The organism is Flavobacterium lindanitolerans (genome assembly GCF_002846575.1).
Lineage (GTDB): Bacteria > Bacteroidota > Bacteroidia > Flavobacteriales > Flavobacteriaceae > Flavobacterium > Flavobacterium lindanitolerans.
Genome location: NZ_PJND01000007.1, coordinates 34906 through 51544, shown reverse-complemented (window position 1 = coordinate 51544; position 16639 = coordinate 34906). Strand labels below are relative to the sequence as shown.

Sequence of the window (16639 nt, the reverse complement as noted above, 5' to 3'; positions counted from 1 at the left end):
ACTGTAGAAAAGAATAAGAAAATGGCAGATGTCGATTGTAAAAAATACTTAAGATTATCAGGTCTCGAACCTTTAATCATAACACCCGAAAGCATTTTTGTAAATGTAGGAGAACGTACGAATGTTACCGGTTCCCGAAAATTTTTACGCCTGATAAAAGAAGAAAAATATGAAGAAGCATTGGATATTGCCAGGGCTCAGGTAGAAGGAGGCGCACAGATTATTGACATTAATATGGATGAGGGAATGCTTGACGGTGTTCGCGCTATGACAATTTTCCTGAATCTGATAGCTTCTGAACCAGATATTTCCCGCGTTCCGATAATGATTGACAGTTCAAAATGGGAAATTATCGAAGCAGGACTAAAAGTAGCCCAGGGGAAAAGTGTTGTCAACTCTATCAGTTTAAAAGAAGGAGAAGAAAATTTTATTCGTCAGGCAAAACTGATAAAAAAATATGGTGCAGCAGTCATTGTTATGGCTTTTGACGAGATAGGACAGGCAGATACCTATGAAAGAAGAATAGAAATCTGCAAACGTTCCTATGACGTTTTGGTTGATAAGGTAGGTTTTCCGGCTGAAGATATCATTTTTGACCCGAATATTTTTCCCGTTGCAACCGGAATGGAAGAACACCGCCGGAATGCAGTAGATTTCTTCAGGGCTACCAAATGGATTAAGGAAAATCTTCCCTATGCAAGTGTCAGCGGTGGTGTGAGCAATGTTTCATTCTCATTCCGCGGTAACGACAGGGTACGTGAAGCAATGCATTCCGCGTTTTTGTACCATGCTGTCAATCACGGTATGACTATGGGAATCGTAAATCCGGAAATGTTGGAAATCTATGACCAGATTCCCAAAGATGTGCTGGAATATGTTGAAGATGTCTTGCTTGACAGGAGAGATGATGCCACAGAAAGACTTTTGGCATTTGCAGAAAATATAAAAGGAGATACAAAAGAAGTTTCTGAAAAGCAGTCGCAGGAGTGGCGTTCGCTTCCACTTCAGGAAAGGTTGACACACGCTTTGGTGAGAGGAGTTGATGAATTTATTGATGCGGATATTGAAGAAGCCAGACAATTGGCTACACGGCCTATTGAAGTTATAGAAATCAATCTAATGACAGGAATGAATGTAGTAGGAGATTTATTCGGAAGCGGGAAAATGTTTTTGCCGCAAGTAGTAAAGTCAGCACGTGTCATGAAAAAGGCGGTTGCTTATCTGTTGCCGTATATTGAAGCAGAAAAAGACGGAAGTTCCAGTTCAGCCGGAAAGGTTTTGATGGCAACCGTAAAAGGTGATGTTCATGACATAGGGAAAAACATAGTGGCGGTGGTTTTGGCTTGTAATAACTATGAAATCATTGACCTTGGTGTCATGGTACCGCCCGAGAAAATTATTCAGACAGCCATTGAGGAAAAAGTAGATATAATAGGACTAAGCGGATTAATCACGCCTTCTCTGGATGAAATGGTCTATCTGGCAAAACAGATGGACAGGCAGAATGTCAAAATTCCAATAATGATTGGTGGAGCAACCACTTCAAGAGCACATACAGCCGTAAAGATTGCTCCGGAATATAGGGAAACAGTAGTTCATGTCAACGATGCTTCGCGTGCTGTTACTGTGGCTGGAAATCTCATAAATAAGAATACCAATCAGGAATATTTCAAGAGCCTGCGTATGGAATATGATGAGCTTCGTGAAGGTTACCTAAGTCGGAGCCGTGATAAAAACTTCTTAAGCATAGAGGAAGCCAGAAAAAATAAGCTGCAATTGGACTGGACTAATTTCACTCCGGTAAAACCAAACACTATAGGAACAAAAGTCATCGATGTAAAATTAGGAGAATTGGTCGATTATATCGATTGGACACCATTTTTTAGAACATGGGACCTGCATGGGAAATTTCCGGAAATACTAAAAGATGAAATTGTTGGCGAACAAGCTAAAGTGTTGTTTGCGGATGCTCAGGAAATGTTGCGCCAGATTATACAGGAAAACTGGTTAGAAGCAAAAGGCGTGTATGGAATATTTCCTGCCAACCAAATCAATGATGATGATATTGAATTACGGGATGAAAATGGAAAGCTTCTGCAAACTTTCCTGACTTTAAGACAGCAGTCTGCAAAAACAAAAGGAGCGCCCAATATTGCCCTGTCTGATTTTATAGCGCCGAAAGATTCCGGAATTACAGATTATATGGGAGCGTTTTGCGTAACGACAGGTTTTGGAGTAGATGAAAAAGCAGCGGAATTCGAAAAAAATCTAGATGATTATAATTCCATTATGGTCAAAGCATTAGGTGACCGATTTGCAGAAGCCTTTGCTGAATACTTACATGAAAAAATAAGGAAAGAAATCTGGGGATATGCCTCAGACGAAACATTGAGCAATGAAGCCCTGATTAAGGAAGAATATAAAGGAATACGTCCGGCACCCGGATATCCTGCTTGTCCGGATCACTTGGAAAAACCAACCATTTGGAAACTGTTAAATGTAGAACAAAATATAGGAGTGACCTTAACAGAAAGTATGGCAATGTGGCCTGCTTCTTCGGTTTCAGGTTATTATTTCGGACATCCGGAAAGCAAGTATTTCGGACTCGGAAAAATTAAAAAAGACCAGGTCGAAGACTACGCAAAACGCAGAAATGTTTCCTATGAATATGCTGAAAAATGGCTAAACCCAAACATTGCGGATTAAATTAGTCATCAAGTCGTCAAGTTATCAAGTCGTCAAGCCATCAAGCCATCAAGTCGTCAAGTCGTCAAGCCATCAAGTCGTCAAGCCAAAAATCCGAAATCAAAAATCTAAGATCAGAAACAAATGAAAGTAACAGAACATATAGAAAAAGCCAATGGCAAATCGCTTTTTTCTTTCGAAATACTACCGCCATTAAAAGGGCAAAATATCCAATCAATTTTTGATAGCATTGACCCGTTAATGGAATTTAATCCGCCTTTTATTGATGTGACTTACCATCGTGAAGAATATGAATACAAGGAATTGCCAAGCGGACTGTTGGAAAAAAAGATTGTAAAAAAACGTCCCGGAACGGTAGGTATCTGTTCGGCCATACAAAACAAATACCAGGTAGATGCGATTCCCCATATCCTTTGTGGCGGATTTACGAAAGAAGACACGGAGAATTTCTTAATTGATTTGGATTTTCTTGGGATTCAAAATGTAGTGGCTTTGCGTGGTGATGCGGTGAAAAATGAAACCTATTTCAAGCCGGAAAAAGAAGGAAACCACTATGCTTCGGAGCTGGTAACGCAAATTGCCAATCTGAATAACGGGATCTATCTGGATGACGAATTGCAAAATTCTTCAGCCACAAATTTTTGTATTGGCGTGGCGGGTTATCCTGAAAAACACATGGAGGCACCAAGTCTGGATAGCGATATTTATTTCCTAAAGCAGAAAATAAAAAATGGAGCTTCTTATATTATTACTCAGATGTTTTTTGATAACAAAAAATTCTTTGATTTTGTAGCCAAATGCAGAAAAGAGGGAATCACGGTTCCGATTATTCCGGGATTGAAGCCCATTTCAACCAAAAAACAATTGAATCTGGTACCGCATCGGTTTAAGGTCGATATTCCTGACGAGCTTATTATGTCAATCGTTCGGGCTAAGGATGCGGATGCAGTTAAGCAAATAGGTATAGAATGGTGCATTAACCAAAGTAAGGAGTTGATTAAAGAGGGAATACCCGTTTTGCATTATTATTCGATGGGGAAGTCGGAAAATATTAAGGCAATAGCCAGAGAGGTATTCTAAATTAGGTCTTGCAAGATTGTTTTAATTGGTTATTTTTGAGTCTTATAAAAAGTTTTGTATGCTGCAAAAATACCTGTCTCAAGAAAAAATCGCCTGGTTTTCTATTGTAATTGCCATTCTGGGAATTTTTATTCCCATGCTTACGATTGACTACAATACCGCTTCAAAAGAAATGGTATATACAATTGGCTTCATAAAATACATTTTCCAGTCAATTCATCTTACCATTTTTAATCTGGAAGATTTTTATACGTTCAAGCTAGGAACAGGTGACGGCATGTATATGCATTACAATCTTTTAAATGCATTTTTTTATGTTTTGCTGATTTTAGGGGCGGTGTTCTATTTGCGAAGTAAAGCCAAAGAAACAAGATTACTACGCTTTGTTTATTCTGTAATATTCATAACAAAAGTCTCTTCTTTTATTTTGGGTCTTTTTTCCATTGTTTTAATGGAAAATACAACGAATTCTTTGGGCGTTTTCCTATATGTATTATGGTTCATGGACTACGTTGTTATGGCTTTCTATGCTTACCTCGCTTTTTCAATACTCAAGTACATTGAAATGGGAAAAACATTCGAAACCATTGAAAGAACCTATGAAACACATACCAGTGTTACTCTGGTTGAGGCCGGACGTTGGAGAAGATTTTTCCATCTGATTATAGATGACTTCATAATGATTCTTGTATTTTCTGCCTCATTCGAATTCTTCATCAGAACAGAGAAGTTACAGACTTTTGTATCTGCTTTACAAAATGGATTAGGTGATAGAGTAGCTTTTATTATAATTTTTGCCTTTTTCAGGGTGTTCTATTATGCCATTTTTGAATCCGTTTTAGGAGTAACCGCCGCAAAAATGCTTACGGAAACCCGAGTTACAGATGAGGAAGGGAATAAACCACCCGTAAGTTCTATACTAAAAAGAACATTTTTAAGATTGGTCCCATTTGAAGCCCTTACCTTTTTTACACCTTCCGGACTTCATGACAAATGGTCGGAAACGTATGTAATTAAAGAACAAAGAACAGGAGTTAGCGGAGCATGGTATCTTTTAATTGTTCCGGTTACAATTGTGGTGGGATTGCTCATCGCTTTTGGAATTTATAAATATGAATCCTTGCAGGCCGAAAAGAAAGAACAGGCTATTATTCAGCAGAATAAAGAAGTTTTTGCCCACAAACTAAAGAATCTGTCTACAAACGATTTTATAAAACTGGAATCACTGGACTATGCCAAATCCGATATCTATTTAAAAACAGAAGAAATAAAATCGGACGGAATAGTGTTCTTGATTCTTGATGCTCAAAAAGATTATTCAGAGGCAAAGGGGCCAAATTTTAACGAATACTCTGTGCCTGATTTTTTGGAAAAGATTTATGCTATTGAAAAAGAAAGTGCCAAAAAAGTGACCATTTCCAAAGGTCAGCTCGAAAAGGCAATCGAATTAAATGCAGGATACAGTTACTCAAATCAGGATACGGAAAATGCCTTAAATATTGGCGATGGTAAAAAATATTCGATAAAAAGTATTGAAACCTATTTTATGCCCCGTCTAACGCTCATTGATAATTATTCAAACGATAAAATAAAAAATGTCATAGTGACAAATGAAGGCTGGAAGGCAGAACTGATAAAAATTTCCAATGCGCAATTGTATTCCGGACAACCACCAATACCTTTATATAAACAGTCCCAGGCTGTAATTACGATTCCACAGGCTGAAAATTATAAATTTCAGATTACGATAAAAGATACCTTAGGAAGAATATTTTCCTATGAAATATCAAAAGAAAAAGAATTGGAAGCCGTAATTAAAAGGACAAAATAAGTGCTTAAGAAATTATATTTTTTTATTTTTTTGATTCCATTAGCTGCTTTTTCCCAGGAAATAAATGGGAAATATACAGTTGATGTCAATTATTTTTATGGAAACATTTTACCGCACAATAGTACTATTAAGCACCTTATTACGGAGCATCCGGAAGGTGTCCTGATAAGTTTTAACAGAAAAACATTTGGCCATAAAGAATGGGAATCTGAATATAATTTCCCGGATTATGGTGCGTCTTTTCATTATGAAAATACCAAAAATCCCGTTTTAGGTGATTTGTACGGGCTTTATGCACACTACAATTTTTATTTTTTAAACAGAAGCCTGATGTTTCGTGTTGGAGAAGGAATTTCGTATAATACTAATCCCTACGATAAAGATACCAATTTCAGGAATATGGCTTATGGAACACGGTGGATGACATCAACCTATATGATGCTGAATTACCACAAAGAAAATCTGTATAAAAACATAGGCTTGCAGGCGGGTATTAGTTTTTTTCACCATTCCAACTCCAATATGGCCTCGCCTAATACCAGTACCAACACATTGGCTGTAAATCTTGGGGTTAATTATTCTTTTGAAAAAAGTGAGAATCTGAAACGGACGACTATAATGTATGATACAATACAAAATTTTAAAGAACCGGTTCGATTCAATATTTCATTCCGTTCCGGAAGGAATGAAAGCGATATTATTGGGAGTGGAAAATTTCCATTTTACGTATTGTCTGCCTATGCAGACAAACGTCTTTCCAGAAAAAGCGCTATCCAGTTTGGAGCTGATTTTTTTATGATGAAATATCTGGAAGAATACATCAGATATAAATCTGCTGCCTATCCGGATTACCATCTTGACCCGGATACGGATTATCGTAGGATAGGAGTTTTTGTAGGGCATGAACTTTTTATCAATAGACTCTCAATTGAAGCACAGGCAGGATATTATGTATATGCTCCATTTGGTTATTTAGGGCCATTTTATCAAAGAATAGGTTTAAAATATTATTTTAGTGATACTATTTTTGCAGCACTAACGCTGAAAACGCATGCTGCAAAAGCAGAAGCCATGGAAATAGGAGTTGGGATTAGGCTATGACACATTTTTACAAACACATGACGAACAATTTTTTTTACCTGTTATATCTGTTGCCTGTACTGTGCTTTTCTCAAGAGGGAAACAGCAAATACACTCTTGATATCAATAATTTTTATGGAAAAATTTTAAAGCATACCGAGGAAATCTCACAGCTCACAAATAAAAGACAGGAAGGAATACTGATAAGCCTTAACAGGAAAACTTACGGTGAAAAACCATGGCAGTCAAGATATAACTATCCGGATTATGGTCTCTCGTTCCAATATCAAAATATGAATTATGAAGCTTTAGGGCATTTTTATGGCTTGTACGGGCATTATAATTTTTATTTCTTTCAAAGAAACCTGATGTTCAGGATTGCGCAAGGAGTTGCCTATAATACCAATCCCTATGATGCCGTAACCAATCCTGAAAATCAGGCTTATGGAACACATTGGATGCCAGCTACCTATTTTATGCTAAACTATAAAAAAGAAAAAATCTGGAACGGATTAGGTGTTCAGGCCGGATTGTCTTTTTTCCACCATTCCAATGCGAATTTGAGAACACCCAATAAGAGTACAAATACTCTGGCGCTTAATATAGGAGCGGTATATGATTTTGAAAGTAAAGAACCGCTTCAGTATATTGAACATAAAGATTCTGTCAGATATACAGAGCCCATACGCTACAATCTGGTTTTCAGAACCGGATTTAATGAAAGCGATTTGGTTGGCAGCGGCCAATTTCCTTTTTATGTGTTTTCTGCCTATGCAGATAAGAGATTGAGCCGTAAAAGTGCCATCCATATTGGAGCAGATTTCTTTATCTATAAATATTTAAAAGAAACCGTAAAAAGAATTGCTGCAGATCCGAATTTAAACGTCAGTCCTGATACAGATTATCGGAAAGGCGGGATATTTGTTGGTCATGAGCTTTTTATTAATAGGCTTTCTCTTGAAACACAATTCGGATATTATGCCTATGCTCCGTTGGATTATCTGCCTCCAATTTATCAGAGATTGGGGCTTAAATATTATTTGGCAGATGAAATTTTTATGGGTGTCGCTTTAAAGACCCATGCCGCAAAGGCAGAAGCATTAGAATTTGCACTAGGAGTTCGTTTATAAAAAGTAATGTATAGAAGTATGATGAAAGCCAAAATAACCACAAGAATAATTGTCCTGTTTTCGATAGCTTTTTTGTCATGCGATTCGGAAAATGCAAATGATTGCTTTCAAACTTCAGGGACTCCAATTACAAGAGAATTTGTGGTTAACGATTTTAAGAAAATCAATATAGGAGAAGGGATTGAATTGATTATAAAACAAGGTCCTGAAAAAAAAGTAGTTGTAAAAACAGGAGAAAATTTGCTTGGCGGAATTACAGCTGAAGTTCAGAATGAAGAACTTTTTCTCAGGAATTCCAATGGTTGCAATTGGGTTCGCGATTACAATACGACTCAGGTTTATGTAACAACTCCAACACTAATAAACGTATATTCGTCTTCACAATTTGGAGTAAAATCCGATGGTGTTTTGGGTTTTCCATCCCTTAGCCTGCAATCAGGAATGTTTAGCGATACAGCTTCCGGAACTTTTGAAGTGGAGGTAAATTGTAATCAACTAACAATAGAAGATAATAAGGATTCTTATTTTGCGGTTTCAGGTACTACTCAGGCTTTATATATTGGTTTTTATAATGGTAATGCCAGATTTGACGGTTCTGATTTGACCGCAAAAGAAGTTCATGTTTTCCACAGAAGCTCAAACGACATCATTGTAAAGCCAATAGATAAAATTTCTGGAACCATTTACAGTACAGGCAATGTTGTTTTAAAAAACGTGCCGCCTGTAATCGAGGTTACGCAGCTTTACCAGGGACGTTTGGTATATCCGTAAGAAGTATTATTTCTTAGTAACATCTCTGAAAATAGCTTCCAGATTCTTGCTCTTCAGATTAAGCTGTAACGTTTTAAGTCCGTTGTCGTGGGCGAAATCAAAAATTGCAGGACGCATATCTTTTGAAGTTGAAAAGGTCAGCTCCCAGGTCATATCATGGGTATTGGTCAAAGTAACCAGGTTTGGTAACGACCTTAATAGTTGCTCCTCTACAGTATGGTCAAATTCAACCTCAATAACCTGCTCCTCTTCATTTTTAAGATTAGTCAGTTTTTTATCGGTAACAATCTTTCCATGATTAATAATAATGACACGGTCGCAGATAGCTTCTACTTCCTGCATAATATGCGTAGATAAGAAAACGGTTTTGTCTTTTCCGATATTTTTAATCAAATCTCTGATTTCTACCAATTGGTTTGGGTCAAGACCCGTTGTAGGTTCGTCTAAAATCAAAACATCCGGATTGTGAAGCAGGGCTGTTGCCAGACCAACACGCTGGCGGTAACCTTTAGACAATTGCCCTATTTTCTTATGGCTTTCAGGAGTCAGGCCGGTCATCGTAATTACTTCCTCAATTCTTGATTTGGCAACCTTATACACATCGGCATTGAAAGCCAGATATTCACGCACATATAAATCAAGATACAAAGGATTGTGTTCAGGCAGATAACCAACAGATTTTTGTACTTCCTTTTGTGCCGTTGAAACGTCAAATCCATTTACAGAAGCCTGTCCTTCATCAGCAGTAATAAAGGTAGTAAGGATTTTCATCAACGTTGATTTTCCGGCACCATTTGGCCCCAGAAAGCCCACGATTTCACCTTTTTGGATAGAAAAGGAAATAGTATCCAAAGCTTTTTGCTCTCCGTAATTTTTTGAAATGGAAGTGACTTCGATTGACATGATTCTTGATTTTGAACAAAAGTAATAAATTGGATAATTAAAACGTGTATATGTTCGTTGAATTGCATAGCGGGAAAATTAAACTCCTTTTGAACCATTACTCAAACGTTATAGCTAAAATTTTTCTTAAAAAAAGTTTCAATTTGTAAAACGTAAAACAAAAATTTCTACTTTAGCCGAATAGCAAGACAAAAAAATGCAAAACAACCGTTTTTATTTTAGCAACTCTTTTTACTTCTGGAAACAGGAAAGGGATTGTCGTGTTGTTATCTAAATAGAAATTATTTAAAATCAATAATAGTAATCCCGATGCAAATCGGGATTTTTTTTTGCCTAAACTTATGGAAACAAAAATTGCAATTCAGGGAATTAGAGGCTCGTTTCATCATCAGGTTGCTAAAGAATATTTTGGTGAAAACATGGAGTTGGATGAATGCATGTCGTTTGATGCTTTAGTTAACAGTCTGGTCGAAAACAAAACACAGCATGCCGTAATGGCTTTGGAGAATTCGATTGCAGGTTCCATCATACCTAATTATGCATTGATAGACAGGAATAACCTTCACATTATTGGAGAGCATTATCTGAATATCAATATGAACCTGATGGTATTGAAAGGCCAAAAAATAGAAGACATAAAAGAAGTTCATTCGCATCCAATCGCCTTGCTGCAATGTGGAGAGTTTTTTAAAAAATATCCCCATATAAAATTAGTTGAAAGTGGCGATACGGCCGAAACGGCACATCGGATTAAGGAAAACCAATTGAAGAAGATTGCTGCTGTCGCAAGTCCGATTGCTGCTGAAATGTTTGGTCTGGATATTCTGGCTTCCGGAATCCATACCATAAAAAGTAATAAGACGCGGTTTGTAATCTTAAAGACGCAGAACAAGGTTTTGCCAAAATCGGAAATCAATAAAGCCTCCATAAAATTTGAATTGGACGACACACCCGGCAGCCTGGCTACAATTTTAAATGTTATGAACAATTGCAAATTAAACCTGACAAAAATCCAGTCGATGCCCATTATTGAAACACCCTTTCAATATTCCTTTTTTGTGGATGTGACTTTTGAAAAGTACAAACATTATGAAAAGGCAAAATCAATAGTAGAATTGATGACCACGCATTTTAAAGTTTTAGGAGAATACAGAAAAGGAGATACAATTTAAATCGCGAAAAGATGACAGAGGATATTTTAACGGTAGAAAAAATAGAAAATAAAGGATTTGCTAAACGATTGGAAACGGTTGAAGAGTATTATTTTTCTACAAAACTGCGACAAGTCCGCCAAATGATTTCTGAAGGAAAGCCCGTGCTGAATATGGGGATAGGCAGCCCCGATTTAACACCACCCCCAAAAGCAATAGAAGCGATGGTTAAGGCTCTTGGAGATGAAAAAGCACATGAATATCAAAGCTATCAGGGATTGCCGGAATTGAGAAAAGGAATAGCCGATTTTTACAAATCTCAATTTGATGTGGCATTAGACCCCAATATTGAAATTTTACCCTTAATGGGCTCCAAAGAAGGAATAATGCATATTTCATTAGCCTTTTTGAATGAAGGAGATGAGGTGCTGATACCAGACCCGGGATATCCAACCTACTCATCTGTCACAAACCTTGTCGGAGCAAAATCTGTTTTTTATGATTTGAAAGAACAGAACAACTGGATGCCGGATTTGGAAGCTCTGGAAAGTAGAGATTTATCAAAAGTCAAGTTGATGTGGATTAATTATCCGCATATGCCAACCGGAACTGGTGGTAGTCTTGAACTTTTCAAAAGACTGGTTGCTTTTGCAAAAAGACATCAGGTTGTTTTGGTCAACGATAATCCATACAGTTTTGTACTGAATGATAATCCGATTTCGATTTTTCAGATTGAGGAAGCCAAAGAAGTTGCTTTGGAATTAAATTCTTTGAGCAAAACTTTTAATATGTCCGGTTGGCGAATAGGAATGGTATCCGGAAAGCAGGAGTTCATCGATGCCATCCTGAAAATAAAAAGCAATATGGACAGCGGCATGTTTTACGGTATCCAAAAAGGAGCAATCGAAGCTTTGAAATTGGGAAGCGAATGGTTTGATTCCCAAAACAAGATATATAAAAGAAGAAGAAAATTAATTTTTCAATTGGCAGAAAAACTAGGCTGTACCTTTAATAAAGAAGCTGTTGGCATGTTTGTATGGGCAAAATTACCTTTTGGGAATCGGTCTTCTGAAACATTTATCGATACATTTTTAATTGAAAAAAACATTTTCCTTACACCGGGAACCATTTTTGGAAAGAATGGTGAGGGATACATCCGTTTTTCGTTATGTATCCGTGAAGAAAAAATTCAGGAAGCAATTGATAGGCTGGACTGATAAGCCTGAAAAATAAAATAACTAATTTTGGCATGAGCCGAAAAACTCAAGATAAAATGAAAAATTCAAAAGAATTAAGAACGTGGCTGGACGATTTCAAATTGTCACATCCATTAATAATTGCAGGACCTTGCAGTGCGGAAACGGAAGAACAGGTAGTAAAAATAGCTCATGAATTGAAAGATTCTGATGTTAGTATTTACAGGGCTGGAATCTGGAAACCCAGAACCCGACCGGGAAGTTTTGAAGGTGTAGGAGCGGTAGGTTTAAAATGGCTACAGAAAGCCAAAGCAGAAACGGGTCTTTTAATGGCAACAGAAGTAGCCAACGTAGCTCACGTTCAACAGGCTTTGGAACATGATATAGATGTTTTATGGATAGGGGCAAGAACTACTGTAAACCCTTTTGCGGTACAGGAAATTGCAGATGCTTTAAAAAATACAGACAAAATTGTTTTAGTAAAAAACCCTGTAAACCCTGATTTGGCTTTGTGGCTTGGAGGGATTGAGCGTCTTTACAATGCAGGAATTAAAAAACTTGGGGTCATCCACAGAGGTTTTTCCACTTATGAAAAAACAAAATACAGAAACATACCGGAATGGCAATTGGCAATAGAATTGCAGAACCGTTTTCCGGATTTGCCTATAATTTGTGACCCCTCACACATTACCGGCAAACGTGAAATGATTCAGGAAGTTTCGCAACAGGCTTTAGACTTGAATTATGACGGACTAATAATTGAAACCCATAATGACCCGGATAATGCATGGAGCGATGCCGAACAGCAGGTCACTCCGGAAAAATTAAAAGAAATTTTCAAAAATCTGAAAGTAAGGAAAGAAACAGAAGACGGTTCAGACTATAATCAGAGGCTGGACAGGCTCCGTTTGGATATAGACGAGTATGATGCAAAAATCCTTGAGATTTTAGGAAAAAGAATGAAGGTTGCCGATAAGATTGGAGCCTTAAAAAAAGAAAAAAACGTAGCCGTCCTTCAAAACAAAAGATGGAATGAGATTTTGGGCAAAATGATATTGGAGGGCGAAGAAAAAGGTTTGAGTGAAGAGTTTATTTTAAAGATATTCAAAGCAATCCATCAGGAAAGTATCAGTCACCAGGAAAAAATTATTAACGGATAAAAGTGAGTTCTAAATTTAAATGATGAAATTACATTGTTCCGTTGTAAAACAGTAATTTTGTCGTTTAAATTTAATAAAATCAGGAAAACTGAAGTGAATGACAGGAACCGTTTATAAATCTACCGGAAGCTGGTATACCGTGAAATCCGAAAGCGGAGACTTTATCGAATGCAGGATTAAAGGCAAATTCCGAATGAAAGGAATCAAAAGTACCAATCCTATTGCAGTAGGCGATATAGTCGATTATGAACTCGATAAGAGTTCCGATAAAATCACGGGAACGATTCATAATATCCACGACCGCAAAAATTATATAGTCCGTAAGTCGGTTAACCTTTCAAAGCAGGTTCACATTATTGCATCCAATATTGACCGGGTCTTTTTGTTGGTTACGATAAATAATCCGCCCACAACAACCAGTTTTATTGACCGTTTTCTGGTTACTGCCGAAGCCTATGGCATAGAAACTATTTTGGTTTTTAATAAAATAGATACCTATGATGAGGCAATGCTTGACGAGCAGCTTTACCTGCAATATGTATATTCCAATATAGGATATCAATGCCTGAGAGTTTCTTCAACAGAAGGAAAAGGAGTGGAAAAGCTGAAAGAAATGATGATAGGTAAGGTTTCAATGTTTTCCGGTCATTCGGGTGTTGGGAAATCAACTCTTGCCAATGCCTTAGAACCGACACTGCATCTTAAGACCTCCGTAATTTCGGAACAAAGCAGACAAGGACAACATACTACTACCTTTGCAGAAATGTATGATTTGTCATTTGGAGCAAGAATTATTGACACACCGGGAATCAAAGGCTTTGGGATTGTAGATATGGAAAAATCGGAAGTCAGCGGTTATTTCCCTGAGTTTTTTGCTTTGCAGGACCAATGCAAATTCAACAATTGCCTTCACAAAGAAGAACCGCATTGTGCCGTTAAAGAAGCATTAGAAAAGGACGAAATTGCCTGGTCACGCTACAGAAGCTATCTGCAAATACTGGAAGGCGACGAAGAACATTATCGTACTGACGACTACGCCGACGAGAAAGCAGGAAACTAGATTAGTGGATAGTTGATAATCTATAGTCGATAGTTATGAAGTAGATATGTCAAAAGGCGCAAGTCAAAAGGTCAAAAGACAAATGTCATAGAGTAACTACCCACTATCAACTACCCACTGTCAACTATCCATTATCCACTATAAACTATCAACTAAATGAAAGCCGTTATTCAAAGAGTTTCCCATGCCTCGGTAACCATAGAAGGAGAAAAAGTAAGCGAAATACAATCAGGACTGTTGGTTCTGGTTGGATTTGAAGATTCTGATACCCAAGAAGACATTCAGTGGCTTTCGGCAAAAATTGCCAACCTTCGCATTTTTGGTGATGAGGACGATGTCATGAACTTATCCATTAAAGATATTCGCGGGGATATTATTATTGTAAGCCAGTTCACATTGCATGCCGCTACTAAAAAAGGAAACCGCCCGTCTTATATAAAAGCGTCAAAACCGAATGTGGCCATTCCTCTGTATGAGAACTTTGTCAGTCAGATGGAAGCAGATTTGGGTAAGAAAGTTCAGACAGGAAGGTTTGGCGCCGATATGAAAGTAGCATTACTTAACGATGGTCCGGTTACCATCATAATCGATACAAAAAATAAAGAATAGGCTAGGAAATCAGTTTTATTATTTTATTTTTGAAAAAATTTAACATTTAATGAAAAATTTACTTTTCCCCCTCACTATTGTTTTATTTTTCACAACAATAGCTGTTGCACAGGACCTTGGGTATACAGTTGCCAACATTCCTGCAGAACTTAAAGAAAACGCGAACGCTGTTATTCGTTTGGACCAAAAAAATATTGTTATTTCTTCCAGAAAGTCAATGATAATGACTAATAAAAGAATAGTAACCGTCCTTAATGAAAACGGATTGTCCTATATGGGGCTTTATGAATATTTTTCAGGTAGAGAGCGTGTCAAATCTATTGAGGCACAATTCTATAATGCATTTGGGAAAGAAATAAAAAAAGTAAAAAGAAAAGACTTTAAAGAAAATTCAGTTTCTGAAGGTTCAATCATAACAGACAATAAGTTGTTGCATTATGATTATACTCCTACTGAATACCCTTTCACGGTAGTTTTTTCAAGTGAGACAGAAACGTCTAATACGGCCTTTATTCCAAGGTGGTATCCGGTTCCGGGGTATTTTGTAAGCATAGAAAAGGCAAATTTAAATGCAAAAGTAGCGGCTGATTTAGGCTTCAAATACAAGGAATTTAATATCCCAGACAACTCAAATATAACAAAAGAAGTCAAGGCAGATGGTGTTTCATTTACAGCAACTAATCTGACAGCATATAAAAGGGAAGATTATGCGCCAGCATTTAATTCTTATGCTCCAAATGTAATTATGGGATTGGATTATTTTCATTTGGAAGGAGTTGATGGCGTTGCAACCAATTGGAAAGATTTTGGCGCCTGGGTCTATTCCAATCTTTTAAAAGGAACCGATGAAATTCCGTTGGAAACACAAAATAAAATAAAGGCTTTGGTAGGAGATGAAAAAGATCCTTTGAAAAAAGCAAGGATTGTCTACAAATACGTTCAGGATAAAACCAGATACATTAGTATTCAGTTAGGTATAGGAGGTTGGAAACCGATGCTGGCAAAAGACGTTGACCGCTTAGGTTACGGAGATTGTAAGGCGTTGACTAATTACACAAGAGCATTATTAGAAGTTGTGAACGTGCCTTCCTATTACACAATAATTTATGGTGACACACAGAAAAAGGATCTGATTCAGGATTTCGTTTCCATACAAGGAAACCATGTCATTCTGGTAGTGCCTGTGGACAATAAGATGCATTGGCTTGAATGTACAAGTCAGAAGTCGCCTTTTGGTTTTCAGGGTGATTTTACGGATAACCGACTGGCGCTTGTCATAAAACCGGAAGGTGGGGAAATTATAAGAACCAAAGAATATCCTACACAGGAAAATACACAAATATCAAAAGGGAACTACACCATTGATGAAAACGGAAATATTTCAGGAAATATTCTGATAAAGTCAAAAGGAACGCAATATGACAATAAGTTTATGTATGAGAATAGCTCCAATGACGATTTGACCAAATTCTACAAGAAATATTTTTGGAATATCGGCAACCTCAAAATGAAGAAAATGAATCTGCTTAATAATAAAGAAGATATTGAATTTTCTGAGGATATTGCGTTAGAAGCTGCAGATTATGGCAAGATAAATAATGGCAAGATGATATTTGTGATAAATGCGTACAATCAGCTTTCCAATGTGCCGCAACGCTACCGTCAACGCACCAGCTCAATTGAAATGGAAAGAGGGTATTATGATTATGACGAAATTACAATTGACCTTCCTAAAGGGGCTGGCATTGAAGCAAAACCGGATAATGTAAACATTAAAAGTGAATTTGGCGAATATAAAACAGAATTGGTTGTAATTAATGAAAGTCAGATTGTTTATAAGAGAACATTCCAGTCAAATCCAGGTTTGTACGACAAAAAAGACTACGAAAATTTCCGAAAATTCAGAGAGCAGATTGCCAAAAATGATAACGCAAAAATAGTACTAGTTAAAAACTAATAGAC

At 37.1% G+C, this 16639-nt stretch carries 13 protein-coding genes; 12 read left to right on the top strand and 1 reads right to left on the bottom strand.

The features are described from left to right. Positions 1–21: 21 nt before the first annotated feature. The 6 genes from metH (at position 22) to B0G92_RS00295 (ending at position 8598) form a co-directional block, all read left to right on the top strand. Positions 22–2706: a methionine synthase gene (gene metH / locus B0G92_RS00320; RefSeq protein ID WP_101470684.1), complete on the top strand. Its 2685-nt coding sequence runs from the start codon at positions 22–24 to the stop codon at positions 2704–2706. Positions 2707–2829: 123 nt separating this feature from the next. Next, positions 2830–3786: a methylenetetrahydrofolate reductase [NAD(P)H] gene (metF, locus tag B0G92_RS00315; RefSeq protein WP_101470683.1), complete on the top strand. Its 957-nt coding sequence runs from the start codon at positions 2830–2832 to the stop codon at positions 3784–3786. A 58-nt stretch (positions 3787–3844) separates the two neighbouring features. After that, the gene (locus B0G92_RS00310; RefSeq protein ID WP_101470682.1) at positions 3845–5617 is read left to right on the top strand and encodes an RDD family protein; all 1773 of its coding nucleotides are present in this window, start codon (positions 3845–3847) and stop codon (positions 5615–5617) included. A 30-nt stretch (positions 5618–5647) separates the two neighbouring features. Next, positions 5648–6718, top strand: coding sequence for an acyloxyacyl hydrolase (locus B0G92_RS00305; RefSeq protein WP_245867641.1), 1071 nt, complete (start codon positions 5648–5650; stop codon positions 6716–6718). A 17-nt stretch (positions 6719–6735) separates the two neighbouring features. Next, complete coding sequence (locus B0G92_RS00300; protein ID WP_101470681.1) at positions 6736–7827, top strand: acyloxyacyl hydrolase; 1092 nt, start codon at positions 6736–6738, stop codon at positions 7825–7827. Positions 7828–7845: 18 nt separating this feature from the next. Further along, the gene (locus B0G92_RS00295; protein ID WP_180326380.1) at positions 7846–8598 is read left to right on the top strand and encodes a head GIN domain-containing protein; all 753 of its coding nucleotides are present in this window, start codon (positions 7846–7848) and stop codon (positions 8596–8598) included. A gap of 6 nt (positions 8599–8604) precedes the next feature. Here B0G92_RS00295 and gldA read toward each other — a convergent pair whose 3' ends face one another. Then, the gene (gene gldA / locus B0G92_RS00290; RefSeq protein WP_056072363.1) at positions 8605–9501 is read right to left on the bottom strand and encodes a gliding motility-associated ABC transporter ATP-binding subunit GldA; all 897 of its coding nucleotides are present in this window, start codon (positions 9499–9501) and stop codon (positions 8605–8607) included. A 341-nt stretch (positions 9502–9842) separates the two neighbouring features. On the opposite strand from gldA, the gene B0G92_RS00285 reads away from it, so the two are divergent. The 6 genes from B0G92_RS00285 (at position 9843) to B0G92_RS00260 (ending at position 16634) form a co-directional block, all read left to right on the top strand. After that, positions 9843–10673: a prephenate dehydratase gene (locus tag B0G92_RS00285; protein WP_101470679.1), complete on the top strand. Its 831-nt coding sequence runs from the start codon at positions 9843–9845 to the stop codon at positions 10671–10673. A gap of 11 nt (positions 10674–10684) precedes the next feature. Beyond that, positions 10685–11869 (top strand): pyridoxal phosphate-dependent aminotransferase, encoded by a 1185-nt coding sequence (locus B0G92_RS00280; protein WP_101470678.1) that lies wholly within the window; start codon positions 10685–10687, stop codon positions 11867–11869. Between the two features lie 56 nt (positions 11870–11925). After that, positions 11926–13008: a bifunctional 3-deoxy-7-phosphoheptulonate synthase/chorismate mutase type II gene (locus B0G92_RS00275; RefSeq protein WP_101471980.1), complete on the top strand. Its 1083-nt coding sequence runs from the start codon at positions 11926–11928 to the stop codon at positions 13006–13008. A gap of 97 nt (positions 13009–13105) precedes the next feature. Beyond that, on the top strand, positions 13106–14068 hold the full coding sequence (rsgA, locus tag B0G92_RS00270) for a ribosome small subunit-dependent GTPase A (RefSeq protein WP_101470677.1): 963 nt from the start codon (positions 13106–13108) through the stop codon (positions 14066–14068). Positions 14069–14224: 156 nt separating this feature from the next. Then, on the top strand, positions 14225–14677 hold the full coding sequence (gene dtd / locus B0G92_RS00265; protein ID WP_101470676.1) for a D-aminoacyl-tRNA deacylase: 453 nt from the start codon (positions 14225–14227) through the stop codon (positions 14675–14677). A gap of 49 nt (positions 14678–14726) precedes the next feature. Beyond that, positions 14727–16634: a DUF3857 domain-containing protein gene (locus B0G92_RS00260; RefSeq protein WP_101470675.1), complete on the top strand. Its 1908-nt coding sequence runs from the start codon at positions 14727–14729 to the stop codon at positions 16632–16634. The last annotated feature ends 5 nt before the right edge of the window (positions 16635–16639 follow it).